The organism is Rhodococcus sp. IEGM 1351 (assembly GCF_030056875.1).
Lineage (GTDB): Bacteria > Actinomycetota > Actinomycetes > Mycobacteriales > Mycobacteriaceae > Rhodococcus_F > Rhodococcus_F opacus.
Genome location: NZ_JASHKU010000023.1, coordinates 25,318 through 47,419, shown reverse-complemented (window position 1 = coordinate 47,419; position 22,102 = coordinate 25,318). Strand labels below are relative to the sequence as shown.

General features: G+C 66.3%; 23 protein-coding genes. 10 read left to right on the top strand and 13 right to left on the bottom strand.

The window, feature by feature from the left end; all coding sequences use genetic code 11:
* Positions 1–13 precede the first annotated feature (13 nt).
* Both QM806_RS31395 and QM806_RS31390 read right to left on the bottom strand, forming a co-directional pair.
* Positions 14–676, bottom strand: coding sequence for a 3-oxoacid CoA-transferase subunit B (locus tag QM806_RS31395; RefSeq protein WP_005260718.1), 663 nt, complete (start codon positions 674–676; stop codon positions 14–16).
* Positions 673–1,440 (bottom strand): CoA transferase subunit A, encoded by a 768-nt coding sequence (locus tag QM806_RS31390; RefSeq protein ID WP_005260717.1) that lies wholly within the window; start codon positions 1,438–1,440, stop codon positions 673–675. Before QM806_RS31390 ends, QM806_RS31395 begins: the two co-directional genes overlap by 4 nt.
* Positions 1,441–1,639: 199 nt before the next feature.
* On the opposite strand from QM806_RS31390, the gene QM806_RS31385 reads away from it, so the two are divergent.
* Positions 1,640–2,422 (top strand): IclR family transcriptional regulator, encoded by a 783-nt coding sequence (locus tag QM806_RS31385; RefSeq protein WP_005571316.1) that lies wholly within the window; start codon positions 1,640–1,642, stop codon positions 2,420–2,422.
* 242 nt (positions 2,423–2,664) lie between these two features.
* Here QM806_RS31385 and QM806_RS31380 read toward each other — a convergent pair whose 3' ends face one another.
* From QM806_RS31380 to QM806_RS31365, 4 genes are all read right to left on the bottom strand, one after another.
* A complete protein-coding gene (locus QM806_RS31380) occupies positions 2,665–2,904 on the bottom strand; it encodes a DUF6400 family protein (protein ID WP_005237803.1) in 240 nt (79 codons plus the stop codon).
* Positions 2,905–3,069: 165 nt separating this feature from the next.
* The gene (locus QM806_RS31375) at positions 3,070–3,624 is read right to left on the bottom strand and encodes a YceI family protein (protein ID WP_283293962.1); all 555 of its coding nucleotides are present in this window, start codon (positions 3,622–3,624) and stop codon (positions 3,070–3,072) included.
* 123 nt (positions 3,625–3,747) lie between these two features.
* Entirely contained in the window at positions 3,748–4,224 is a 477-nt protein-coding gene (locus tag QM806_RS31370) for a carboxymuconolactone decarboxylase family protein (RefSeq protein WP_120659964.1), read from the bottom strand.
* Between the two features lie 17 nt (positions 4,225–4,241).
* Positions 4,242–4,703 (bottom strand): MarR family winged helix-turn-helix transcriptional regulator, encoded by a 462-nt coding sequence (locus QM806_RS31365; RefSeq protein ID WP_005256464.1) that lies wholly within the window; start codon positions 4,701–4,703, stop codon positions 4,242–4,244.
* A gap of 100 nt (positions 4,704–4,803) precedes the next feature.
* On the opposite strand from QM806_RS31365, the gene QM806_RS31360 reads away from it, so the two are divergent.
* The 6 genes from QM806_RS31360 (at position 4,804) to QM806_RS31335 (ending at position 8,534) form a co-directional block, all read left to right on the top strand.
* Positions 4,804–5,313, top strand: a complete 510-nt coding sequence (locus QM806_RS31360; RefSeq protein ID WP_265146848.1) for a VOC family protein — start codon at positions 4,804–4,806, stop codon at positions 5,311–5,313.
* Between the two features lie 52 nt (positions 5,314–5,365).
* Positions 5,366–6,154 carry a pirin family protein gene (locus QM806_RS31355; protein ID WP_283293958.1) on the top strand — a complete coding sequence of 263 codons (789 nt, stop codon included), beginning with the start codon at positions 5,366–5,368 and terminating at the stop codon, positions 6,152–6,154.
* A complete protein-coding gene (locus QM806_RS41495) occupies positions 6,124–6,393 on the top strand; it encodes an alpha/beta hydrolase fold domain-containing protein (protein ID WP_349307615.1) in 270 nt (89 codons plus the stop codon). The genes QM806_RS31355 and QM806_RS41495 overlap by 31 nt, the downstream gene beginning before the upstream one ends.
* Positions 6,394–6,525: 132 nt before the next feature.
* Positions 6,526–7,110 carry an Rv1733c family protein gene (locus tag QM806_RS31345; protein ID WP_005256471.1) on the top strand — a complete coding sequence of 195 codons (585 nt, stop codon included), beginning with the start codon at positions 6,526–6,528 and terminating at the stop codon, positions 7,108–7,110.
* A 141-nt stretch (positions 7,111–7,251) separates the two neighbouring features.
* Positions 7,252–7,452: a hypothetical protein gene (locus QM806_RS31340; protein WP_005256474.1), complete on the top strand. Its 201-nt coding sequence runs from the start codon at positions 7,252–7,254 to the stop codon at positions 7,450–7,452.
* 143 nt (positions 7,453–7,595) lie between these two features.
* Positions 7,596–8,534: a dioxygenase family protein gene (locus tag QM806_RS31335; protein ID WP_005569213.1), complete on the top strand. Its 939-nt coding sequence runs from the start codon at positions 7,596–7,598 to the stop codon at positions 8,532–8,534.
* A gap of 26 nt (positions 8,535–8,560) precedes the next feature.
* Here the strand turns inward: QM806_RS31335 and QM806_RS31330 are convergent, their stop codons facing one another.
* Together QM806_RS31330 and QM806_RS31325 are read right to left on the bottom strand one after the other, a co-directional pair.
* Positions 8,561–9,166, bottom strand: a complete 606-nt coding sequence (locus QM806_RS31330; protein WP_186301218.1) for an Rv1733c family protein — start codon at positions 9,164–9,166, stop codon at positions 8,561–8,563.
* 137 nt (positions 9,167–9,303) lie between these two features.
* Positions 9,304–10,206, bottom strand: a complete 903-nt coding sequence (locus tag QM806_RS31325) for a LysR family transcriptional regulator (RefSeq protein ID WP_005256479.1) — start codon at positions 10,204–10,206, stop codon at positions 9,304–9,306.
* Positions 10,207–10,280: 74 nt separating this feature from the next.
* On the opposite strand from QM806_RS31325, the gene QM806_RS31320 reads away from it, so the two are divergent.
* Positions 10,281–11,237, top strand: coding sequence for a DMT family transporter (locus QM806_RS31320; protein ID WP_043791009.1), 957 nt, complete (start codon positions 10,281–10,283; stop codon positions 11,235–11,237).
* A 28-nt stretch (positions 11,238–11,265) separates the two neighbouring features.
* Here QM806_RS31320 and QM806_RS31315 read toward each other — a convergent pair whose 3' ends face one another.
* The 3 genes from QM806_RS31315 to QM806_RS31305 all read right to left on the bottom strand — a co-directional run bounded on the left by QM806_RS31315 (position 11,266) and on the right by QM806_RS31305 (position 14,792).
* The gene (locus QM806_RS31315) at positions 11,266–12,312 is read right to left on the bottom strand and encodes a GGDEF domain-containing protein (protein ID WP_283293955.1); all 1,047 of its coding nucleotides are present in this window, start codon (positions 12,310–12,312) and stop codon (positions 11,266–11,268) included.
* Between the two features lie 70 nt (positions 12,313–12,382).
* On the bottom strand, positions 12,383–13,282 hold the full coding sequence (locus QM806_RS31310; RefSeq protein ID WP_005569216.1) for a carbon-nitrogen hydrolase family protein: 900 nt from the start codon (positions 13,280–13,282) through the stop codon (positions 12,383–12,385).
* A 4-nt stretch (positions 13,283–13,286) separates the two neighbouring features.
* Complete coding sequence (locus tag QM806_RS31305) at positions 13,287–14,792, bottom strand: APC family permease (RefSeq protein ID WP_283293953.1); 1,506 nt, start codon at positions 14,790–14,792, stop codon at positions 13,287–13,289.
* 128 nt (positions 14,793–14,920) lie between these two features.
* Here QM806_RS31305 and QM806_RS31300 point away from each other — a divergent pair, with 128 nt between their 5' ends.
* Both QM806_RS31300 and QM806_RS31295 read left to right on the top strand, forming a co-directional pair.
* Positions 14,921–15,517: a TetR/AcrR family transcriptional regulator gene (locus QM806_RS31300; protein WP_054246758.1), complete on the top strand. Its 597-nt coding sequence runs from the start codon at positions 14,921–14,923 to the stop codon at positions 15,515–15,517.
* Positions 15,518–15,775: 258 nt separating this feature from the next.
* The gene (locus QM806_RS31295; protein ID WP_054246759.1) at positions 15,776–19,033 is read left to right on the top strand and encodes a protein kinase domain-containing protein; all 3,258 of its coding nucleotides are present in this window, start codon (positions 15,776–15,778) and stop codon (positions 19,031–19,033) included.
* Between the two features lie 302 nt (positions 19,034–19,335).
* On the opposite strand, the gene QM806_RS31290 is transcribed toward QM806_RS31295, so the two are convergent.
* Positions 19,336–20,190, bottom strand: a complete 855-nt coding sequence (locus tag QM806_RS31290) for a TauD/TfdA dioxygenase family protein (protein ID WP_005256492.1) — start codon at positions 20,188–20,190, stop codon at positions 19,336–19,338.
* Positions 20,191–20,394: 204 nt separating this feature from the next.
* Complete coding sequence (locus QM806_RS31285) at positions 20,395–21,750, bottom strand: MFS transporter (protein ID WP_283293950.1); 1,356 nt, start codon at positions 21,748–21,750, stop codon at positions 20,395–20,397.
* Positions 21,751–22,102 lie beyond the last annotated feature (352 nt).

The following is a 22,102-nucleotide window of genomic DNA, read 5'->3' as shown; positions in this document are numbered from 1 at the left end:
TGACGAATGTCGCTCAGACGAGCGCGGATTCGCGAATCTCGAGGGGGGTTCCGGTGGCGGCGACGACCTCGTCGACGGTGACGCCGGGGGCGACCTCACGGAGAGCGAGGGTGCCGTCGCCGACCACGTCGATGACGGCGAGGTTGGTGATGATGCGGTTGACGACGCCCTGGCCGGTCAGCGGCAGGGTGCAGGCGTCGATGATCTTGGGGTTGCCGTCCCGGTCGGTGTGTTCCATGAGGACGATGACGCGGCTCGCGCCGTGCACGAGGTCCATCGCGCCGCCCATGCCCTTGACCATCTTCCCGGGGACCATCCAGTTGGCGAGGTCGCCGGTGCGGGAGACCTGCATGCCACCGAGGACGGCGGTGTCGATGTGGCCGCCGCGGATCATGCCGAACGACAACGCGGAATCGAAGAACGCGGCACCGGCGTTGACGGTGACCGTTTCCTTGCCGGCGTTGATCAGGTCGGGGTCGACGTTCTCGTCGGTGGGGTAGGGGCCGGTGCCGAGGATGCCGTTCTCCGAATGCAGGGTCACGGTGACGTCGGTGCCGAGGTATCCGGGAATGAGCGTGGGCAGTCCGATGCCGAGGTTGACGTATTCGCCGTCGACCATCTCCGCGGCCGCGCGGGCGGCCATTTGCTCACGTGTCCATCCGTTGGTGCCAGTCATCGAGTGGCTCCTTCCGTGCTGCTGACTGTCCGCTTCTCGATCCGCTTGTTCTGGGGGCCGGTCTCGACGATGCGTTGAACGAAGACTCCGGGCAGGTGTACCTGGGCGGGGTCGATGGTGCCTGCGGGGACGAGTTCCTCGACCTGCGCGATGGTCACCTTTCCGGCCATCGCCGCGAGGGGGTTGAAGTTCAGGGCCGACTTGTCGAACACCAGGTTGCCGGCGGTGTCGCCCCGCAGTGCGTGGACCAGGGCGAAGTCGGCGGTGATGCCGAGTTCGAGTACGTAGCGCTTGTCGCCGAACGCGCGGGTTTCCTTCGGGGGCGACGCGAGAGCGACGGAACCGTCGGCGGCGTACCGCCACGGCAGTCCGCCGTCGGCGACCGGGCTGCCCACACCGGCGGGGGTGAAGAACGCGGGGATGCCCGCGCCGCCCGCCCGGAGGCGTTCGGCCAGCGTGCCCTGCGGGGTCAGCTCCACCTCGAGCTCACCGGAAAGGTACTGACGCGCGAATTCCTTGTTCTCGCCGACGTACGACGCGGTGACGCGCCGGATCCGGCGGGCACCCAGCAGAATTCCGAGCCCGTGGTCGTCCACACCGCAGTTGTTGGAGAAGACCTCGAGGTTCCCGACGCCGGAGTCGGCGAGCGCGCGGATCAGCGAGTCGGGGATTCCGCACAGGCCGAACCCGCCCACGGCGATCGATGCGCCGTCGGACACGTCCGCGACTGCTTCTTCCGGGGTGTCGAACACTCTCGATCCCATGTGCATCCTTTCTCCTGGCCGCCGTAGCCGGCGATACCGTCTTCCCGTGAAGAGTCGTCCACCTGATGGACGACTCTGCGCGACGAGCTCTGCTCCACTAAAAGGGGTCTTTGCATGCATTTCAAGGGTTCCCGGCACAGTGCTCGCGGTCTGGACGTCGCGCCGGAGAGCGTTCACTGAGTGAACGTATACTGCAATCATGGACGACGCGCAGCGGCCGCAGGTCATTCGACGGGTGGGATCCCTCCTCCGGGCCATCGCGGCTCTCGAAGAGTCGGGCTCCTCGACGTCCGCCCTGGCGCGGGAGACGGGGCTCGCCCGCCCGACCGTGCATCGCCTCCTCGTCTCGCTGGCCGAGGAGGGGCTGGTCGACCGCGACCAGAAGTCGGGGAAATGGTCGCTGGGACCCGAGCTGTACCTGCTCGGCTCGCTCGCCGCCGGCCGGTACGACATCACGGACCGCTCCCGCGACATCCTGCGCGATCTCGCACGTGAGACCGGCGAGAGTGTCTTCCTGTCCGCGCGCCGCGGTGACGAAACGGTGTGCATCGCGAGCGAGGAGGGCAGCTTCCCGCTGCGTTCCCACGTGCTGTACGTCGGCATCCGCCTGCCGCTGGGGGTGGCGTCGGCGGGTCTGGTCATCCTGTCCCACCTGCCGGACCGCGACATCGACGACTACCTGTCGCGTGCCGACGTCACCGGCGAGTGGGGAACGCAGCACAGGCGGGACGAGATCGCCGAGCGCATCGCGGAGACCCGCCTGAACGGGTACGCCGTCAACCCCGGGCTGCTCGTCGAGGGCAGCTGGGGGATGGGCGCCGCCGTCTTCGACGCCCAGGGATCACCGGCCTGGGCGCTGAGCATCACCGGTGTGGAGAGCCGGTTCCGCGAGGAGCGTCGCCGCGAACTGGGAGAACTCCTCCTCCGCCAGGCGCACCGGCTCACCCAACTCCTCGCCGACAGGCCGCGGAGCCGGGGGTGAGCACGATTCGGTCCGGCGCCTACGCGGCTTTCCGTCGCCGCTGAGGTCGCCCGTGGCGGGTGTCGATACTCCACAGGTGGGTGCAGTCGGGGCACTGGAGATGGACGCGGGTGCCCCGATTGCTCAGCAGGTACTGCCAATGCCGGTCGCAGTTGCGGCTCGACCCGCAGTCGCCGCAGTCCGAGCCGTGGTCGCAGCCCGGGCAGGGCAACCAGGCGCGACGCGAGAAGTCCGCGGTCGGATCAATCGGTAACACGGCCCACCGTCCGATCCGGGAGCACACCCGCCTGGACCAGCTCGTCGTAGATGCGCTGCTGCTCGGGGTCGAGGCCGGAGTACAACATGTCGTACGCCCGCTCCTCCTCCGCGAGCACGGCGACGGGATCCCAGTCCTCGCCGATCGCCTCGAGAACAGCGGTGCGCCGCCGCGCCTCGTCCAGCGTGAGGTCGAGCGCGAACGAGAGTTCGGAGTCGCTACCCATGTGGTCACCTTCGTTTCGCGGTCGCCGTTATCGAAGGGGCCAGGGTCACTCGAGCCCGCCCGAGACCACAATGACCTGGATCACGTCGATCGAAAGTGTTGCGTCGTATTAACGACGAAACGCCCCGCCATCCGGGTGGATGACGGGGCTGTGGTGCGGGTGGTGTCAGGCCTGCAGGCCGGCCTCGATCTCGAGGGTGATGGTGATCTTGTCGCCGACGACGGCTCCGCCGCCTTCGAGGGGCATATCGATGGTGATGCCGAAGTCCTTGCGGTTGAGGACGGTGGTGGCTTCGAAGCCGGCGACCGGGCCGTTGCCCATGCCGGGGTTGACGCCGTTGAACTCGAGGGCGAGCTCGACCGGGCGGGTGACGCCGTGGAGGGTGAATTCGCCCTCGACCACGTAGTCGTCGCCCTTGGTGCGGACGGCGGTGGAGGTGAAGGTGGCGGTGGGGTACTGCTCGGCGTCGAAGAAGTCGGCGGACTTGATGTGGGCGTCGCGGTCGGTGTTCTTGGTGTCGATGGACGCGACCTGGATTTCGGCGGTGACGGCGGCGGTGCCGTCCTCGGCGACGGTGATCGCGCCGGTGAAGTCGTTGAACGTGCCGCGAACCTTGCTGACCATGAGGTGGCGGACGGAGAAGCCGACGGTGGAGTGGACGGTGTCGATGGCCCAGGTTCCGGCGGTGAGGTTGGGCAGGGTGGCGGTGGCGGTGGTCATGAAAACTCCTTGGGCTGTCGAACGGTCACTCGAAATCGAGGTAATTGAATCTGCAACTACTACGTTAAGCCGATGTCGTTGCAATGTCAACTAAATTCTGCGAAACGCAGGTGAACTGCGGTGTTACTGCTTGGGCCGGACCGGATGGCGGCTGACGATGGAGATCCGGTTGAAGGCGTTCATGGTGACGGCGATCCAGCTCACCGTGGAGATCTCCTGCTCGGAGAGGAATCGCCGCGCGAAGGCGTAGTCGGTCTCCTGGGTATGCGCGTCCGGGAGGGTCGTGATCGATTCGGCCAAGGTGAGCGCCGCGACCTCACGTTCGGAGAACAGCGTCGTCTCTTGCCAGGCAGGCAGAACCGCGAGGCGCTGCTGGGTCTCGCCGGCCGCGAGCGCCGCGGCGACGTGAACGTCCAGGCAGTACGCGCAGCGGTTGATCTGGGAGACGCGCACGTTGATCAACTCGACGAACCGCCGGTCCATCCCGGCCTCGGTGGTCGCATGACGGATGGCCTTGGCGACGCCGATCTGCGCCTGATAGACGGCCGGACTCTGCTTGTCGATGTGAACGTAGTCGTTCTCCGCTGACGTGCTGCTCATGGCCGACCTTTCCGGGCTCAGGGGTGTTCCAGCAGGTGGGTGCGCATTTCGCTGAAGTCGTGACCGAGGATGCCGACGTCGCGGGGGCTGAGCAGGTCGAACATGTTGCGGCGCACCTCCGCGACATGTCCCGGGCTGGCGGCGGCGAGCTTCTCGGCGCCGGCGTCGGTCAGCTCGGCCAGTGTTCCCCGCTTGTCGTCTTCGCATTCGACCCGGCGCACCCAGCCGGTGTCGACGAGCCTGCTGATGGCCCTGGTCACGCCGCTGCGGGTGGTGGTCACCGCGTCTGCGAGTTCGCGCATCCGCAGTTGTCGCTGGGGCGCCTCCGACAGCACGACGAGCAGTTCGAAGTCGGTGAACGAGATGCCGGCGTCTCGGGTGAGCTGCCGGTCGAGTGCCTGCAGGAGGAGGCGTGTGGCGTCCAGGTAGGCGCGCCAGGTGTTCTGTTCTTCGGCGCTGAGCCATCGGGTCGGTTCCACGGCACCAGCATAGCCCAAGTAGTTGACAACGCAACGAGTTGTTGTAGTCTGAATTTAGTTGAAAGCGCAATTACTGCGCTCCGCGGAGAGAGGCAGGGCAATGAGCACCACAGACGAGCAGGAGCGTTCGCAGAGGTTCGCGGAGCAACGCGACCGGATCCGCGCCGAGCATCTGAAGCCGGTGGCGTCGAGGCCCACGTCCTCGGCCCGCGGCCTCCATCACGCCGCGCTGATCAGTAGTGACGTCGAGCGCACGGTCCGGTTCTATCAGGACCTGCTCGAATTTCCGCTCACCGAGCTGATCGAGAACCGGGACTACGCCGGGTCTTCGCATTTCTTCTTCGACATCGGCAACGGCAACCTGCTGGCGTTCTTCGACTTCCCGGGACTCGACGTCGGCCCGTACCGGGAAGTTCTCGGCGGACTCCACCACATCGCGATCAGCGTCGAACCCGGCCGCTGGGATCACCTGCGCACGAAACTGATCGACGCCGGCGTCGAACTCGTCGAACACAGTGAGGTGTCGATGTACTTCCGCGACCCCGACGGTGCCCGCCTCGAACTCATCGCCGACCCGCTCGGCGAAATGTACGGCTCACACGTTCTCTGAGAACCCTGACTCCGGGAACCCCTGCTCTGAGAAACCTGGAAAGGATTCGCTGATGACTGCCGCCATCACCCCACCCCGCCTCGACGTCCGCCGAGCCGACGACCGGTTCAAGACCAACGCCGGCTGGCTGGATTCCAAGCATTCTTTCTCGTTCAGCCGCCACTACGATCCGGCCAACACCCATCACGGGGTGCTGATGGTCAACAACGACGACATCGTCGTCCCGGGTCAGGGCTTCGACACCCACCCCCACCAGGACATGGAGATCGTCACCTGGGTGCTCCAGGGTTCACTGGTGCATCAGGATTCGATGGGCCACTCCGGCGTCATCTACCCGGGGCTGGCCCAGCGGATGAGCGCGGGAACCGGAATCCTGCACTCGGAGAAGAACGACTCGTGGCGACTGGACGGCGTCACCGGCGAGCACACCGACGAGCACACCGATCCGGTCCACTTCATCCAGATGTGGGTCGTGCCCGACGAAGCCGGCATCACACCCGGTTACGAGCAACTCGAAATCGACCACGAGTTGCTCGCCGGGGGACTGGTCCCTGTCGCATCGGGCATGCCGGACCATGCGGACCACTCGGCGATCCGGATCAAGAACAAGTACGCCGCAATGCATGTCGCACGACTGCAGCCCGGGCAGGCGCCGATCACCCTGCCCGACGCACCGTTCCTCCACGTGTTCGTCGCGCGCGGTGAAGCGTCGATGGAAGGCGTCGGCATCCTCGCCGAGGGTGACGCCGTCCGGCTCAGCGGTGGCGGCGGCCAGCAGATGACCACCGGCGCCGGCGCCGAGATCATCGTGTGGGAGATGCACGCGACGATCGCTGGGTGACGCGTCCGCCGATCCACCGTCGAGTACGCCCCCGATCTGCTACTCGATCTTGTCCGTCCCGCGAAGCGGAGCAGCCCTTGCCTGCGGTCGTGTGGATTCACGGAGGTGGTTGGCGGCTTCAAGACCAAACTGCCTGCCCAGATCTGGTGCAGCACTTCGCAGAGCACGGTTATGTCATGGTCAGCATCGACTACCGGCTCGTGCCCGAGACCCGGCACCTCGGCCCCGCACAGCGCTGAGCGGGGCCGACTCCGGTCTGCCCGCCGAGTGTGAGACTCGTCAAGTTTGTCCATTTCGGTTTCCCTGTTGCCTGATCAGTGGCGACACTGGTGAAGCAGACATTTAACGTGGACGAAACAATGAGGTGGATTGTGTTGGGGCGCTCGAAGGCAGCCGTGGTGTACTCGGTGTCGGGTCGACCGTCCAACCCGTTCGCGCGACCTGTCGATCGGTTCGCGGCCACCCTGAAATCCGTCATCGTCGCCCTCGCGGGTGTCGCGATCGTGATCGCCGCCGTGATCGGCACCTGGGAATACCACCAGGAGAGTGCGCGGGCCGCGCAACAACGCGCCACCACGACCCTCGTCGAGGCCGTCACCAACGCCGACGCCCCCATCACCCTGTCGCCCCGCGGCTCCGTCCGGACCACCCCGATGGTGAAGGCGACGTGGGCCTGGGGCTCCGAGTCGCGCACCGACAGCATCGAGGTTCCCTCGGGAACGCCGGCGGGCACCGAGAAGACCATCGCCGTCGACGACGACGGAAACTGGGCCGGCCCGAGGATCACGACCTCCGACGTCGTCAGCGCCGCGGTCGCGGCAGTGCTCATCACCCTCGCCGCGAGCGCGTTGCTCCTGGGTGCGGTGTGGGCGATGTTCTCCCGCGCCGTCGAACGCCGCCGCCAGCAGTACTGGGACGAGAGCATCCGCAGGCTGTTCGCGACCTACCGTCGCTGACCCTCCGTAGGCCCGGTTCGACACGGCCTCGTACACGCGGATGTGAATCCGCTTCGGACGACACCCGATCGCGCTGTGCCATGTCGGTTTCGGTGGACCCACTCCGGGCTATTCAGTTGATGCCGAGGAAAGGTGGGAGCCATGTCCGACAGGGATGCTTCTATATTCGAGAGCGAACGCGAGCTCGACGAAGAGTCCGTCCGTAAGGCTCAGCGGACCGTCGCCCACCACTCGATCGATGCCGAAGACTGCCGGATGCTGCTCGCGGCCCTCGGCATTCCCCTCGTGCGCGACCTCGACAACGAGTCGGTCTCCGGCGCAGCCGGTGCAGAATCCCTGTGACCGACGCGTCTCGCTGAGACAGACCCAGGCGACCGCCGCTGGGCGACAGGCGTTCACAGCGACTCCACAGCGGAGCTCGAGGCTGCCTGCACCGGCGACCGCTTGTATGGGATGTAACCCGAACAGCCCATGGAGAGGTCCTCATGACGAACAGCCCGCGTCACCACGCCGACGAAGTGCACGAGCACGACCGCGGACTCAGCCACGACCTGAAATCGATGTTGTCGCGTCGCCGCGCATTGTTCGTGTTCGGCGCGGCGGGTGCGACCGCGCTCGCCGCGTGCTCGACGGCGGGGTCCACGGCGACCTCGTCCTCGTCCTCGACGGAGGCGGCCGCGTCCACGGCGGAGACGGTGAGCGGCGGCACGTGCGTGGCGGCGGCGCCGCAGGAAACGGCCGGCCCGTATCCCGGCGACGGGTCGAACGGTCCGAACGTGCTGGTCGAGTCGGGGATCGTGCGTCAGGACATTCGCAGCAGCTTCGGTGCGTACTCCGGGACCGCGGAGGGTGTCGCGACGACCATCGAACTGAACCTGCAAGACCTGACGAAGGACTGCGCGGCCGGCGAAGGAATGGCGGTCTACCTGTGGCACTGCGACCGGGACGGCGAGTACTCGCTCTACGGTCAGGGCATCACCGAGCAGAATTACCTGCGTGGCGTTCAGGTCGCGGATTCCGCGGGCAGGGTGTCGTTCACGTCGATCTTCCCGGCCTGCTACTCGGGCCGCTGGCCGCACATCCACTTCGAGGTGTTCGACTCATTGGAGTCTGCGGTGGCGGGCGAGGACGCCCGGTTGACGTCTCAGATCGCGGTGCCGCAGGACGCGTGCACCACCGTCTTCGCCTACGACAGCGGCTATGCGAACAGTGTCGGCAACCTGTCGAAGGTCTCCCTGGACTCGGACAACGTGTTCGGTGACGGCTGGGATGCCGAGTTGGCCACCGTGTCGGGCGAACCGGCCACCGGTATGTCGATCTCGATCACGATCGGTGTCGCCGAGAAGTCGGCGAACACGCAGTCTGCGCCGAGCGGTCCCGGTGGGGGTGGCGGACAGCCGCCGAACGGGGCACCCCGGCGGTAGCCGGCGCGGCTCGGTTCCGCCGTCCGTCAGCTGACGTGCCACCCGGGTGGTCTGTCGAGTTCGTTCCATTCACGGGTCAGCTGAGCCTGCTGCCGGCGGGACGCAACCCAGTGGACGACGAGGAAGAGGAGGCAGTAACCGCCGGTCGCTGTCACCCAGATCCCGCACGCGACGCTCACCGCCGTGGCGGCGTTCTGCGAACCGGTCTCCGGCGCCGCGACGAGACCGCCGTTCGGATCGAGCCAGACGGTGACGGTCTGACCGGCCTTCGTGCCCGATTCGGTGGGAACGTCGGCGGTGCGTGTCTGCCCGTTCGCCGACCACTGCACCCGTGCGTGCGCTTGATACTGGGGAGCGGCCGGCAGGGGTTCTCCCGTGCTCCCGGTGCGGGAATCCTCGACGAGCGTGGCGGGTGTCGGGTGGTGGGTGGCGAGTTCGGCCTGCGTCTCCTGGTCCAGTCGCGAGTACGTCTCGGTTCCGACGGCCGCGGCCAGCGGAACCATCAAGAGCACGAAGAACACCCCGATGAGAACCATCGCGGAGCGGAGCCGGTCGCACCCCCTCATGAGCGGGTTGCGGCTCCATGGACCCAGACGCCACAGGCGTATCGGCGCTGCACACGTATCGCTCATCGCGCACCTCCGGGTGGTTGCCCACCACCATTGTGCAACCGAAACGCCTGCACGTGTAGGGCCTTCTGACAGGTGTTCGCACGCGGCCGGTGTTGCCGGGTCAGACCCTTCGCGACAGGTCGGGCCACGGGGAGCTGTCACGCATCGATGCCGGCGAAGGCTTCGGTCAGTGCCTCGATCCCGGCCCGGACCGTGGGCCGGTCGTTGTCGGCGCGGCGGAGCGCGTAGATCTCGCGCTCGAGTGTGGGACGCACCGGGACGATCGCCACGTTGTCCGGCACCCAGACGCGGGCAAGGCGTGGCACGAGAGCGGCGGCGAGTCCGTGCGCGACGAACTCGAGTTGAGCCGCGAATTCGGGCACCTCGTACCTGATATCCGGTTCGACGCCGCGGTTACGCAACGTCTGCACCAGCCAGGTGTGGTACACCGCGCCCTTCTTCCACGTCGTCCACGGCATGTCCGCGATCTCGTCGAGATCGACGTGGTCGCGCGACGCCAGCGGATGGTCCCGGGACAGTGCGACGTCGGCCGAATCCCGGTGCACCAGGGTGTGCACTGCGTCCTCGGGCAGGTGCAGCGGCATCGTGACCCAGCTGTCGACGACGGCGAGGTCGAGTTCCCGGCGCACGATCGCGGGTATGAGGTCCTCGGTCTCGCCGGCGAAGAAGCTGACCCTGAGCTGCGGGTGGCGCCTGCGCAGCGTCGCCACGGCAGTCGGCACGACCACCCTGCCTGCGGAGGAGAAGGACCCGATTCGCAGGTCTCCCACCACATCGCGGTCCAGGGAGACGACCTCGGATTCGGCCTGCGCCAGAAGCGATATCACTTCCTGTCCGCGACGGGCCAGGAGCCGGCCCGCATCGGTGAGCTGAACGCCGCGGCCCGCGGGTACCAGGAGTTCGACGCCGACCTCCCGTTCGAACTTGCCGAGTTGCTGCGACACCCCGGACGGCGTCACGTGCAGGGCGCGGGCTGCGGCACCGATCGATCCGTGTTCGGCGACAGCGCACAACGCGCGGAGGCGATCGACACTCAACATGGTAGTAACTCTACTTCTTTCATGACACGACTATTCACTTGTTGTAATGGTTGGAGCCTCGGAGAATTTTCGGTGTGACTACCGCCCTCCGTTTGCGTCCCCGTGCCCTCGTCCGCCCCTCTTTCAGCGTCGCGTCCGTGGATCCGCGACTGCTGGTGCTGGCGGGTGCGGTGGCGACGTCGCTGACCGGCAGTCTCATCAAATTGTCCGGGGTGGAGCCGGCCACGTCGACGTTCTTCCGGTGTGTGCTGGCGCTGCCCATCCTCGGACTTCTTGCGCTGCAAGAATTTCGGCGGTACGGCGGGATCCCGCGCAGGGTGATCGCGGCCCAGGTACTCGGCGGGATGATGCTCGGCGTCGACTTCGCGTTGTGGGCGCGATCGATCCACCTGATCGGCGCCGGCATCTCCACCGTCGTCGTCAACGTGCAAGTCGTCGTCGTGCCACTGCTCGCGTGGGTCTTCTTCCGTGCACGGGTGCCGGTCCGGTTCGTCGTGGCCGTTCCCTTCCTGTTCGCCGGTGTGGCTCTCGCCGGTGGAATCCTCGGCGGCAGCGGCGAGGGTGACCAGCTGTTCCTCGGAACTCTGCTGTCGCTGGCGGCGGGCGTGGCCTACGGGATCTACATCTTCGTCATCGGCCGCGCCGGATCCGCACACCGGGCGTCGTCGCAGGTCTTCGTGTCGACGATCGCCGCCGGCGTCGTCGGAACCGCAGTGGGATCACTGTGGGGAACGGTGGACCTCACGCCGGGATGGCCCGCGCTGGGATGGCTGGCGGCACTGTCGCTGAGCAGCCAGGTACTCGGCTGGGTCCTCATCGGATTCGCCCTGCCGCGGCTCGCCGCCGAGGTGGGCGCCACATTGCTGCTGCTCCAGCCGGTCCTGGCGATGCTGTTCTCCGTCGTGATCGTGCACGAGCGGCCCAGCATCGGGCAGTTCGCCGGCTGCGCGCTCGTCGTCGCCGCGGTGTGGATGGTCACCCACGTGAAGCCGGCGGACCGTCGTCCGGTGACCGCGCGAATCGCCGAATGACTCGGAGTGCGGCGTCTGCCCGGGCGTTTCACCCCGTCCGCAGTGTGGGTTCGTCGCCGGGCGGTTCGGGTGGGTGCTGCCGCTGCTTCGCCGTGTACAGCTCGCGGTCGGCGGTTCGATAGAGCGCGGTGAGTGGGTCGGCCTCGCCGGTGCACGACGCGGCGCCGAGGCTGAACGGGGTAGGGCTCTGCCGGGCGAGTTGCGCCATCACGCCGGGCAGCCCGGCGTGGTGCTCGCCGACCACGCAGGTGACGAACTCGTCGCCACCGACCCGGGCGAGAAGGGCGCCGCGGGGCATGTGCTCGGCGAGGTAGTTCGCGAGGTCGACGAGAACCGCGTCGCCCGCGGCATGGCCGTAGTGATCGTTGGTGGACTTGAACTGGTCGACGTCGATGAGGACCAATGTCACGGAGACCTGTCCGGTGCCCGCGCCTTCGACGGCGTGCCGGAACGCGAGCTCGAAACCGGCGCGGTTGAGCAGGGCCGTGAGTCCGTCGGTGCTGGCCGATTCGATCAGCGTCCGGGTGAGGGATCCGAACATCTCGGCGGCGCCGACCACGCAGGTGACGGCCACGACGAGAACGGCGGCCTTCACGGTCACCGTGTCCACCTCGACCGGCACCAGCGTGAAGGCAGTGGGGGCGACGACGACTCCGACCACCATCAACCCGGTGAGGCATCCGACGAGGAGCCGCGACTGCCGCTTCGGGTAGAACACGACGAAATACATCGCCAGGAACATCGCCGCGATCGCGCAGAGCAGTTGGGCGACGGCGAGAACGAGACCGGACATCACGATCGGAGTGGCGAGCAGTGCCGCCGCCGTGCAGACCTGGTAGGCCCGTCGGCTCGGCCTGCGTCCGCCCCGGTACAGCACGACGAGTGCGAACACTCCCAGGAGGATGCCCGCCGTGCGAGCGGCGACGGTCTCCGGCCGGATCGGCAACCCGACCATGGGAGGAAGGACGAATCCCGCGAGGTGCAGCGCAGTCGTGATCCACAGGTAGCGGCGCAGGATGCGCGGCTGATAGTCCTGCAGGACCGTGTCGACGGACGACGCAGCGAGGGGCCTCACTCTCGCAATTATCCAGGACCGGTCCAGGAAGGGGCGGGTCTCTCGTGACCGCCCCTTCCGGGAGGGCGAGTCAGCTGGGCGTGGACGCCGGGATCGGCACGGCGGTTTCGTGCCACGGAGGCGTGTGGATGCCCCCGCCGCCGTACATCGGGAGTCGGATCCCGTCGCCGTACCGGGCGATCTGGTCCCAGGGGCGGTTGAGGCCGAACGTGCCGTAGGTGCGGACCCGGGTCACGGCGTCGAGGTCGAGGGTGTCGACGAGCACTTCTTCGCCCGACCCTGCCTGCTGGCGGATGATGCCCTCGGGGTCGACGACGACGCTGGCACCGACTGCGGCCGGGTCGGCGCCGTTGACGTTGACGACGTACACCTGGTTGGTCCACGCGTTGGCGCGGGAGCAGACGAGTTCCATCTCGCGGTCGCGGGTGGTGGTGAGGGTGGGTTGGATGATCACTTCCGCGCCGAGCCAGGCCAGTTGGCGTGCGGTCTCCGGGAAGGAGCCGTCGTAGCAGATGGCCAGACCGATCCGGCCGGTACCGGGAATGTCGAAGACGACGAACTCGCTGCCGGGCGCGGTCTGCTCGTACGGCTGCCAGGGGAAGACCTTGCGGTAGTGGGCCACGACCTCGCCGAGGGGCGACACGGCGATGGCGGTGTTGTAGATCTTGTCGTCGTCGCCGCGCTCGTAGAGGCTTCCCGGCACCAGCCACAGTCCGGTCTCCTCGGCGAGTGCGCAGATCCGGTCGATGTGGGGGCCGGCGAGTGGCAGTGCCACCCGGTCCATCCAGTCGGCGCGGGCCTGCAGGAGGGGTGCCTCCGCGGCCAGCACGAGTTCGGGGACCACAACGAGTTCGACGTGTGGGAAGGTGTCGCGCACGGCGCGGACCTGGTCGGCGAACCGCTGCCAGGTGGCCTCCACATCGAACGGGATCGGGGCGGTCTGGACGGCGGCGATGGTCAGTGTGCGCATGGTTTCAGTCCTCTGTGACGGTCAGTTCGGTGACGGCGGTGCGGCCGTCTCGGAAGAAGCGGCGGAAGCGGGTGCGGACGAGCAGCATCGCCACGGCGCCGACGGCGATCGAGCCGACACCGAGCAGGAACACCCCGCCGATGCCGTGGAACGAGGTGGCCCCGTAGCCCGGGTCGAGCATGTCGTGGGCGCTGCGCGCGAAGGCGGCGAGCATGATCGTCCCGCCCAGTGCGGGCAGGATGCCCCGGAGGAACAGGTCGCGCGGGGAGTTGTTCAGGCGGTGGCGGAAGTACCAGACGCAGGCGAGACCGGTGACGCCGTAGTAGAACGCGATGAGCAGGCCGATCGAGAGGATCGCGTCACCGAGGAAGTTGCCGGAGACGAGCGTGAGGGCGGTGAGCAGGACCGCGGCGGTCGCCCCGAAGAACACCGTGCCGAACGCGGGGGTGCGGTAGGTGGGGTGGATTCGGGTGAAGGTGCGGGGCAGTGCGCCGTGGGCGCCCATGGAGAGGGTGGCGCGTGAGCTGCCGATGACACAGGTGAGCAGCGCCGAGATCGCCGATACGCAGATGGCGAGTTCGACCACCTTCGACAGGCCCGCGCCGAGAACCGGCGGCCCGAGCGTGGCGAGTACGTCTCCCGCGTTGTCGGGATTGCCCAGGCCCAGCCCGTCGGTGCCGATGCCGGCGAAGCTGATCGCGGCGAATCCGGTGAAGAGGTACGTGCCCAGCAGGACGAGCGTGGAGATCACGGCGGCCTGACCCGGGATGCGATCGCTGTCACGGGTTTCCTCGTTGACGGTGATCAGCGCGTCCCAGCCCCAGTAGATGAACAGGCACAGCAGCACCGCCTCCGCGAAGGGACCGAAGCCGCCGAACGCGAACGGGTTGAGCCAGGACAGGCTCGGTGCGGAGGCCCCGGTGCGGGCGAACGCGGCCGCTCCGAACCCGAACAGGGCGACCAGTTGCAGCCCCAGCAGCACGTATTGCACGGGGGCCGCGAGTTGCAGCCCGCGGTAGGCGATGGTGGTGACCGCGGCGACGATCAGGACCGCGGTGACGATTACCGCGACGTTGTCGGACGCCAGCGAATCCAGGCCGAGCAGGGTCAGGAGGTACCCGGCTCCGACTCGGGCCAGTGCCGTCATCGCGATGAGGGTCGCGATCTGCACCACCCAGCCGCCGGAGAGCCATCCCGTGTGTGGACCGAACGCGCGGGTGGTCCAGACGAACGTGGTGCCGCAGTCCGGCATCTCCCGGTTCAGCTCGCGAAAGGCGAACGCCGTCAAAAGGATCGGCACGAAACCGAGGAGCAGGGCGGCGGGGGCGAGGTTGCCGACGACCATCGTCACGAAACCGAGCGTGACCGCGATGCTGTAGGCCGGCGCGACCGAGGACAGGCCGAGCGCGACTGCGGCGAGCAGACCCACGGAGCCGCCCCGCAGTCCCTTCCCGGTGGGTGCTGGTGGTGGGTCGAGACTCGTCTCGGCGTCGGTGGGATTGGTCGACACGGTGACTCCTGAGATCGGATTGGATTCTTTAAATAGAAATTTAAGAACAGTGTGATCTACCTGTCAATAGCTGGGCAGGTATTGTCTAAATCTCCATATAGAAACCAGGAAAGAGCGGAGCGAGGGCAGTGGCGCGGAAGAAGGATCAGGGGGCCCGTCGGGCCGAACTCGGTGAGGCCGTCCAGCGGGCGGTGCTCGCGCGTGGACTGGAGGGCCTGCGTCTGCGTGACATCGCGGAGCAGGCCGGGGTCACGCCTGCGGCGGTGCTCTACTACGGCGACCTGGACGCGTTGATCTACGAGACGTATCAGCGGGCCATCGAGCGGTTCAGTCAGGAGCGCGAGCGCGTCGCCGACCAGTTCCCCGACGCGCGCGACCGCCTCCGGGCCTGCATCGACCACGGCGTCGCGAGCGGGCCGGACGACGAACTGGTCCGACTGCTGTTCGAGTGCTGGCCGAGATCACTGCGCGACGCCAAGGTGGCGGCCCTGGACAGTTCGCTGACCGAACGCCAAATCGCCGTCTACTACGGCATTCTCGTCATCGGTGAGACTCAGGGGCACTTCACGCTCACCGACCCGCCACGCCTGCTCGCAGCGAATTTCGTGGCCATGGAGGACGGTTACCAGATGGAGGTGCTGGCCGGACGTCGCAGCCGCGCCGAGGTGATCGCCAGCCTCCACTCCTACGCGCGTGCGGCCACCGGCCACGATCTGAGCAGCTAGGCCGAGTACGGGAAACTGGGAGTAACAGATAGGTTGGATGCGCGTCGCCAGGCCCGGCCGCCGAGCACCGACAAGGAGCCTCCCATCAAGATCCTGCAGAACGTCTCTTCTCCGGACTAACGACCGCCAGTGGATTTCGGAGAGGGCGGTGGTGTCCGGCTCGAGCGTTGCAGCGATATCCTGGTAGGACGTTTTCGTGAGGTGAGCGCCGTGCTGCATCGTCAAGGGTGTCTCGGATCGGGTGAATCGGCGTAGCCGATGGTTGATGCCGATCCGTACCGGACGCAGCGCGAGGTTGGCGCTTCAGTCACAGCGGAGCTAGAAGCCGCTGGACTCGAAGACGCCCAGGAAATCGGCCGCGGTGGCTTCGGCGTTGTCTACCGGTGTATCCAGACTGAGCTGGACCGAACGGTCGCGGTGAAGGTCCTCACCGCCGACATGGAAGCGGAGAACCGGGCACGGTTCTTCCGGGAACAGCAGGCGATGGGCAGGTTGACCGGTCACCCGAACATCGTCCCTGTCCTGCAAGTCGGTGCCACCGCCACCGGCCGCCCCTACATCGTCATGCCCTATCACCCGCAGGACTCCTTGCAGGTGCGGATCCGAGACCACGGTCCCCTGCCATTGGGCGACGCGCTGCGGCTCGGAGTAAAGCTCGCTGGCGCGGTGGAGACGGCGCACCGGCTCGGCATCCTGCACCGCGACGTGAAACCGGCGAACATCCTGCTCACCGACTACGGCGAACCCGCGCTCACCGACTTCGGTATCGCGCACATCGCCGGAGGATTCGAGACCGCCACCGGCACCGTGACCGGCTCACCGGCCTTCACCGCGCCCGAGGTGCTGGCAGGCGATCCGCCGACCTCCAGTTCGGATATCTACGGGCTCGGGGCGACGCTGTTCTGCGCGCTCACCGGCCACGCCGCGTTCGAACGGCGCAGCGGTGAGCAGTTGGTTGCCCAGTTCCTGAGGATCACAACACAGCCGGTACCGAATCTGCGTGAACAGGGAATCTCCGACGACGTGGCGGCAACGATCGAGCGGGCGATGTCGACGAATCCGCACAACCGCCCGTCCGCGGTCCAGCTCGGAGACGAACTCCGTGAGATCCAGCTCCACCGGGGGTTTGCGGTCGACGTGATGGCCCTCCACGGCGATACGGGGTCCGCGCCGCGGAAACTGCCGAACTCTGTCGTGCAGCGCCTGACGATGGCGCGCACCGTCGGGGACGTCAAGACGAACATTCGCCTGGAACTCACCAGTTTCGTCGGCCGACGGAACGAGGTGACAGAACTCAAGAACCTGTTGTCGGTGTCCCGTTTGGTGACGCTCACCGGGATCGGTGGCGTGGGGAAGACGCGTCTGGCGTTGCGGGTTGCGACCATCACGCACCGCGACTACGCCGACGGAGTGTGGCTCGTGGAGCTGGCCGAGCTGCGGGACGAGTCGTTGCTCGTCGACATGATCGCCGCCTCCCTCGGAATAGGTGATCACTCGGCCAGGCCGTTGATCGAGGTGCTAGCGGAATTTCTGGTGCCGCGCGAGCTGCTGCTGGTATTCGACAACTGCGAGCACATCCTGGATGGCGTCGCCGGGCTGGCCGAGACCCTGCTGCGGGCGTGTCCGGGATTACGCATCCTCGCCACCAGCCGCGAGCCCCTCGGTATCGGCGGGGAAACACTGCTCCGGGTGCCCCCGCTCACTGTCCCCGACCCCGACCGACCGCCCTCCCTGCAGGGTCTGCCCCGCTACGACGCGGTGACATTGTTCGCCGAGCGCGCAGCCGCAGCTGTGCCCGGATTCGAGCTCACCGAGGACAACGCCGCCGCGGTCGCCGGGATCTGCCATCGGCTGGACGGATTACCGCTGCCGATCGAACTAGCGGCGACTCGGTTGCGGGCGATGTCGCCCGAGCAGATCCTTGCGCGGCTGACCGACCGTTACACGCTGCTGACCCGCGGCAGCCGAGGCGCTCCCTCTCGTCAGCAGACCCTTCGGCTGTGTATCGATTGGAGCTACGAGCTGTGCACCCCGCAGGAGCAACAGTTGTGGTCTCGGCTGTCCGTGTTCGCCGGTAGCTTCGAACTCGATGCGGTGGAACAGGTCTGCGGTATGGGACTGGCATCATCGGATCCGCTCGATGTCGTGGCCTCCCTGGTGGACAAATCGGTCGTGATCCGGGTGGAATCCGGCTCGGCCGTGTGCTTTCGGCTGCTCGAGACCCTGCGCGAGTACGGGCATGAGAAGCTCCAGGCCACCGAGGAGTATGTCGAACTGCGTCGACGGCACCGCGACTGGTATGAGCAACTGACCGCCGAGTCTGAGGCCGAGTGGATCAGCTCCCGGCAACTGGACTGGATCGCCCGACTCGAGCGTGAACAAGCGAATCTACGGGAGGCGATGGAGTTCTGTGTGTCCGACAGCCCCAACATTGGACTTCGCATCGCCGCGAGCTTGCTCCCCTTCTGGCTCTCCCGGAGCTTGCTCAGCGAGGGGCGGTACTGGCTGGGTCGCGTCCTTGCACACCTGCCAGCGGAGCCGACCCTGGAGCGGATCAAAGCGGTCTACGCCTGCAGCGTGCTGGCCGAATTGCAGGGCGACCTCTCCGCGGGGGCGGCACTGGTGGAGGAGGGCCGCAGACTGGCCGAACAGACGACCGACGCGGTGAGCCACGCATACATCGAGTACGCGGACGGCCTCCTCGCCCTTTTCAGGGGTGATCCCACTCGCGCCTGCGCGCGACTCGAAAGCGCCGGCACCGTTTTCCGCACACAGGAGGACGTTTCATACGTCGGGGTCCTGCACCGGCTGGGGATGGCCTACGAACAACTCGGCGAATCCCAGCGGGCGAGTGACTGTTACGAACAGATCGTCGCGATCACACAGGCGCACGGTGAATCGATGTACCAGTCGTTCGCGCTGTGGGCCATGGGCGATGCGGGGTGGCGCCACGGTGATACCGATCAGGCAGTTCAACTACTCGAACAGTCACTGCAGTTGACCCGGCAGGTGAACACCCCGCGCACCGCCATCGCGTGCCTCGAGACACTGGGCTCGATCGCCGCCGTAGCGCATGACGCGCGACGCGCGGTCATCCTGATGGCGGCCGCTGACGAACTCGGACGCACCGTGGGCAGCCCCACGGTGGGGTTCCCCCATCTACTCGTCTCCCGCGAGGAGTCCGAACAGAGAGCCTATGGAGCGCTCGGCAAGAGCTCCGTGGAGGCGGCGCGCCGAGAGGGGCGGCGCTTGGGCTTTGACGCCGCCATCGCCTATGCCCTCGGCGAACGGATCCCGGACGCGTCGCCTGATACCTCAGTGAAACTGACCAAACGTGAACGGCAGGTCGCCGAACTGATCGCCGCCGAGGGCCTGACCAACAGGGCGATCGCCGCACGACTGGTGATATCGCCCCGCACCGCGCAAGGCCATGTGGAGCGTGTACTCAGCAAACTCGGCTTCACCTCCCGCGCGCAGATCGCAGCCTGGGTGGTCGAGCAGGCCCAGCAACGATGACACACGGCCTCGTGATCGATAGCGCCGGAAATCCTCAATTTCGCTGCATCGGTTAGATATTGGAGCGGACGGTCCGTTGTCCGGGCCTAGAGAGGAAGGGAGGTCCAGGTCCGCTTCTCTTCACCCCGAACACCGACGGCGCCGTGGAGCACGCCTATCGCGTTCGGATGATCTCCGGAATGTGCACCGCCCGCCTGTGTTCTCCTCCTCGATGGTGCTGTCACCGTCATTGATCAGCCCATCGAGGGGATGAGTGCTGCTGGGCGACCCTTGATCGGGTCGCCCAGCGCCGCGAACAGGTGTCAGGCCGGGCGGTCGCCTCTGAGGGTGACGCGGTGCATACGCCGGTAGTGCGGGTGGTAGTCGCCGACCGCGTAGTGTTGCGTCGATCGGTTGTCCCAGATCACCAGGGAGTTCGGTTCCCAACGGAATCGGACCTGGTACTCCGGGGTCTTGGCCAGGCCCGTGAGCATGTTTCGTAGCGAGTCGCTCAGTTGCGGAGGAACCCCGGAGATGCGGGAGGTGAACAACTCGTTGACGTAGACGAGTCTGCGACCGGTTTCCGGATGCTTGCGTACCACGGGGTGGGTCATCGGAGGATACTTTCGGCGTGTTTCCTCGTACCGTGCTTCCGCGTCCTCTCCTTGGCGGACGACGCCGGTCAGTTCCTTTTCCCAATCGTGCACGGCCTCGAGCCCGTCGATGAGGTTCTTCATCGTCTCCGGTAGCGCGTCATATGCGGCAGTCATGCTCGACCACAGTGTGTCACCGCCGCAGGGCGGGATGTCCTGGGCGTGGAGGCAGGTCGCGGAATTTGGAGTCGCCTGCCAGGTCAGATCGGAGTGCCAGACGTCGGTTCCGGCTGCGCGACCGCGAGATTCGAGCACCTCGATGAACGGGTTTCCCGGAAGGGAGGGAAAGAATGCACTTACTTCCTGGGGGTCTCCGAACACCTTCGCGAATCGGAGCTGATCTTCTGGCTCGAGGTGCTGATCGCGAAGAAACAGGACTTCGTGTTCCAGGAAGGCTGTGCGCAGTTCGGTCTGGCACTGCGGTGTGATCTCGTCACGAAGATCCAGGCCGTGGATGAATGCCCCGATGGTGGGTGTTGCGCGTTCCAGGGTGAATGTTTCGTAGCGTGATTCATTGCTGCTCATAGGGTTTCCTTCCGTCAGCGTGTTATCTGTTACTGGATGGGGGCGAATTCTGTGCCGCGGCGGGCGGAGCCTGAACCCCTAGAGCGCAGGACGGTGAGCACCCCTTCTCCGAGAGGTTGTTCTTTCAGGAGCTGTGGGACCCGATCAGAGTTCGCTGTCATTGTGAGTGCTTCCGTGCCCGAGAGGCGACGTCCATGAGGGGTATCACTCCGAGTAGGTGGGAGTGCGGAGCCCGCTCACGTTATCGGTGCCGATTCCGCTGTCGGCTTGCGTGTCTTTTTTCCGGTTCGTCCGTCCGAGCACCAGTACACAGACGAACGACATTGCTGCGGTGACGAAGACATACAGGGAAATGGAGACGGACGCATGAGTTGCGCTGAGTAGTGTGCCGGCAATGAGAGGCGCGATAGCGCTGCCCAAGAGGTTGCCGAGGGTGGTGGCCAACGACAGCCCGCTGTAGCGGACTCGTGCGTCGAATGCCTCGGAGAAGTATGCCGGCTGCAGCGCCCAGGGGATGTATACGGCGATGGTCGCGGCGACGTAGCAGACAGCGATGAAGCCGTACGAGCCCGAGTCGAGCGCCCAGTAGAGCGGGAAGGCGAGAGAACCGATGAGGGCAAGGCCCAGCAGGAAGAGCCGTTGCCGGCCGAACCTGTCGGAGAGCGCACCTGCGATCGGGGTGACCACGAATCCGACCGCGGAGGTGACGATCACCAGAATCAGCATGGAGCTTTGACTCAGGCCGCCCGCCTCTTGCGTGTAGACGAAGTTGTACACGGTCAGGAGGTAGAAGAAGATGCCCGGCGACAGGCTGGCGCCGGCGACCAGGAGGACCTGCTTCGGGTGTGTGCGAAGAACTTCGATGATGGGCAGGCGCACGACCGCGTGCACATCCTTGACCCGGTCGAACTCCGGACTCTCGGCGACCTGTACCCGGATGATCAGTCCGGTGATCACCAGTACCGCGCTGAGGAGGAACGGAACACGCCACCCCCAGGCCATGAAGTGATCATCGGCCATTGCATCGAGGGGTAGGTACACGGTCATCGCCAGGATCAGTCCGACCGCCACCCCCGCCTGCGGCCAGCTGCCGAAGAAACCACGTCGGTTATCGGGGGAATGCTCCGTGGCCATGAGCGCAGCACCGCCCCATTCGCCGCCGAGCGCGAAGCCTTGTGTCAGTCGCAGCAGCACCAGCAGCACCGGAGCGAAGGCGCCGATGGTGGCATATGTCGGCAGCAGGCCGATCAGCACGGTGGCGACGCCCATGATCAAGATGGTGACGACCATCATCGATTTTCGGCCCACCCTGTCCCCGAAGTGACCGAACACGATGGCTCCGATCGGGCGGGCGACGAAGCCGGCGGCGAAGGTCGAGAAGGCCAGCAGCGTTCCGATGGCCGGGTCGAAGCTGGGGAAGAAGTGATGGTTGAATACGAGCACCGCTGCGGTGCTGTAGATGAAGAAGTCGTACCACTCGATGGTTGTGCCGATCAGGCTCGCCAGTGCGACCTTCTTCGGCGAGCCTGCGCCCGCTGGTCGTGCGACTGCACCACCCATACTGTGCCTCCCGGCTATTTGACGAACATGCGATCACGCGGCGCGTGAACCGCGTGGCGAATCAGAGCGTTCTAGGGACCCTCTGTTTCTGGAATAACGAGCACAATGGAAAACCTTCAAATTATTTAAGTGGTCAATATCTTAACGCTGAGGCTAGTTGTGCGCAAGCTCTCATTTCTTAAAGTTTGAGCCCTCAACCTGCTGTTATGCCGAACCGCGAGACCGCAAGATTCAGGCACTGAGTGACAGATGAAATAGAGCGGGAAATGGATTCCCCGGCCCGAAATGCCGCTACACACCTCGGCGGAATCGGCCACGCATGGCTCGCACGAAGAAATAGACCGTGTGCACA

Excerpts from the sequence above, each read along its gene's own strand:
- QM806_RS31330 (WP_186301218.1), bottom strand. The coding sequence starts at position 9,166 with ATGAGCGATACGTGTGCAGCGCCGATACGCCTGTGGCGTCTGGGTCCA.
- QM806_RS31395 (WP_005260718.1), bottom strand. The coding sequence starts at position 676 with ATGACTGGCACCAACGGATGGACACGTGAGCAAATGGCCGCCCGCGCG.
- QM806_RS31335 (WP_005569213.1), top strand. The coding sequence starts at position 7,596 with ATGACGAACAGCCCGCGTCACCACGCCGACGAAGTGCACGAGCACGAC.
- QM806_RS31310 (WP_005569216.1), bottom strand. The coding sequence starts at position 13,282 with ATGCGCACACTGACCATCGCCGCCGTCCAGACCGCCCCGATCCCGTTC.
- QM806_RS31290 (WP_005256492.1), bottom strand. The coding sequence starts at position 20,190 with ATGAGCAGCAATGAATCACGCTACGAAACATTCACCCTGGAACGCGCA.
- QM806_RS31380 (WP_005237803.1), bottom strand. The coding sequence starts at position 2,904 with ATGGGTAGCGACTCCGAACTCTCGTTCGCGCTCGACCTCACGCTGGAC.
- QM806_RS31285 (WP_283293950.1), bottom strand. The coding sequence starts at position 21,750 with ATGGGTGGTGCAGTCGCACGACCAGCGGGCGCAGGCTCGCCGAAGAAG.
- QM806_RS31295 (WP_054246759.1), top strand. The coding sequence starts at position 15,776 with ATGGTTGATGCCGATCCGTACCGGACGCAGCGCGAGGTTGGCGCTTCA.
- QM806_RS31370 (WP_120659964.1), bottom strand. The coding sequence starts at position 4,224 with ATGAGCAGCACGTCAGCGGAGAACGACTACGTTCACATCGACAAGCAG.
- QM806_RS31340 (WP_005256474.1), top strand. The coding sequence starts at position 7,252 with ATGTCCGACAGGGATGCTTCTATATTCGAGAGCGAACGCGAGCTCGAC.
- QM806_RS31390 (WP_005260717.1), bottom strand. The coding sequence starts at position 1,440 with ATGGGATCGAGAGTGTTCGACACCCCGGAAGAAGCAGTCGCGGACGTG.
- QM806_RS31360 (WP_265146848.1), top strand. The coding sequence starts at position 4,804 with ATGAGCACCACAGACGAGCAGGAGCGTTCGCAGAGGTTCGCGGAGCAA.
- QM806_RS31325 (WP_005256479.1), bottom strand. The coding sequence starts at position 10,206 with ATGTTGAGTGTCGATCGCCTCCGCGCGTTGTGCGCTGTCGCCGAACAC.
- QM806_RS31385 (WP_005571316.1), top strand. The coding sequence starts at position 1,640 with ATGGACGACGCGCAGCGGCCGCAGGTCATTCGACGGGTGGGATCCCTC.
- QM806_RS31375 (WP_283293962.1), bottom strand. The coding sequence starts at position 3,624 with ATGACCACCGCCACCGCCACCCTGCCCAACCTCACCGCCGGAACCTGG.
- QM806_RS31355 (WP_283293958.1), top strand. The coding sequence starts at position 5,366 with ATGACTGCCGCCATCACCCCACCCCGCCTCGACGTCCGCCGAGCCGAC.